This window comes from Streptomyces coacervatus (genome assembly GCF_029223485.1).
GTDB lineage: Bacteria > Actinomycetota > Actinomycetes > Streptomycetales > Streptomycetaceae > Streptomyces > Streptomyces coacervatus.
Map to the genome: position 1 here is coordinate 1 of NZ_JARHTP010000062.1, position 1,399 is coordinate 1,399.

Sequence of the window (1,399 nt, forward strand, 5' to 3'; positions counted from 1 at the left end):
GGGCGTGTCAGTGATCTTGTGTAAGTCGCCTGGTTTCATTGGATGCTGAGCCGGTCCTCGAAGAAGAGTGAGAACTGGTTCAGTGCCTCTTTCCAGTGTGCGGCGACGTGGTTCGCGTCGCGCGCTTTGGGGTTGATCTGCTCGCGGACCGCGAGGTAGAGGACCTTCAACGCGGCTTGTTCCGAGGGGAAGTGCCCGCGGTTGCGGGTGGCTTTGCGGAGCCGCGAGTTGATCGACTCGACCATGTTCGTGGAGTAGACCACCGTCCTTATGGCCGACGGGAACGCGAGGTAGGGCGTGAACTCCGGCCAGGCCGACCGCCAGGTCCGGACGATCGCTGGGTAGCGTTCACCCAGGTCAGAGGCAGCGAATGCGTCGAGGGCCTGTTCGGCGGCCTGTTCGGTCGGGGCTGCGTAGATCGCTTTGAGGGCCGGCACCAGTTTGGGGTGGTCCCGCACCGACGAGAGCCGGAGCGAGGCTCTGGTCAGGTGGATCACGCAGGTCTGGACAGTGGCCTTGGGCCAGGTCGCGGTGATCGCGTCGGGCAGGCCTTTCAGTCCGTCGCAGGCGACGATGCAGACGTCCTCGATGCCCCGATTCCGTAGTTCTGACAGGACCGCCATCCACGTGGTGGCGCCTTCGCCTTCGGATCCGACCCACATGCCCAGGACGTCTTTGCGGCCGTCCATGTCGACGCCGACGGCCAGGTAGACCGGCTTCGAAGTCACCGAACCTGAGCGGATTTTCACCCACAACGCGTCGATGTAGATGATCGGCCAGACCGCGTCGAGGGGCCGGTTCTGCCAGGTCACGAGCTCGTCGATCACGGCGTCGGTGACCTTGCTGATCAGGTCGGGGCTGACCTCGACGCCGTAGATCTGGGCGAGGTGGGAGCGGATGTCGCGCACGCTCATGCCGCGGGCGTAGAGGGAGAGGATCCGGTCGTTGAACCCGGCGAGCCGACGGGCGTTCTTCGGGACCAGGCGCGGTTCGAAATCGCCGTTGCGGTCCCGTGGAACCGCCAGCGTGACTGCCCCTGCGTCGGTGAGGACGGTCTTGGGCGAAGTCCCGTTGCGGGAGTTCCCCGAGCCGTGGCCTGCGGGATCTCCGCGTTCGTAGCCGAGGTGTTCGCTCATCTCGGCTTCCAGGGCCCGCTCCAGCACGGCCCGCGTGATCTCCGTCAGCAGCCCGCCCTCACCGAGCAGGGCCGTCCCTGAGGCGTCAGCCTTGTCGAGCAGTCGCTCGACGACCTCGTCAACCATCTCGTCGTCGGCCACATACGCGGCCGCTTCGTCTTTGTCTGCCATGACTCGTCCGATCCGCCCGGCCCGAGGGCCCGAGGGCGAGCCCCGGGCCAGGTTTTCACATCACGGACTTACACGATCTTTCAGACACGCTC

The 1,399-nt window shown here is 65.7% G+C and carries 1 protein-coding gene; it reads right to left on the reverse strand.

The window, feature by feature from the left end:
- Positions 1–35: 35 nt before the first annotated feature.
- Positions 36–1,307, reverse strand: a complete 1,272-nt coding sequence (locus P2Q00_RS50565) for an IS256 family transposase (RefSeq protein WP_275781985.1) — start codon at positions 1,305–1,307, stop codon at positions 36–38.
- Positions 1,308–1,399: the final 92 nt, after the last annotated feature.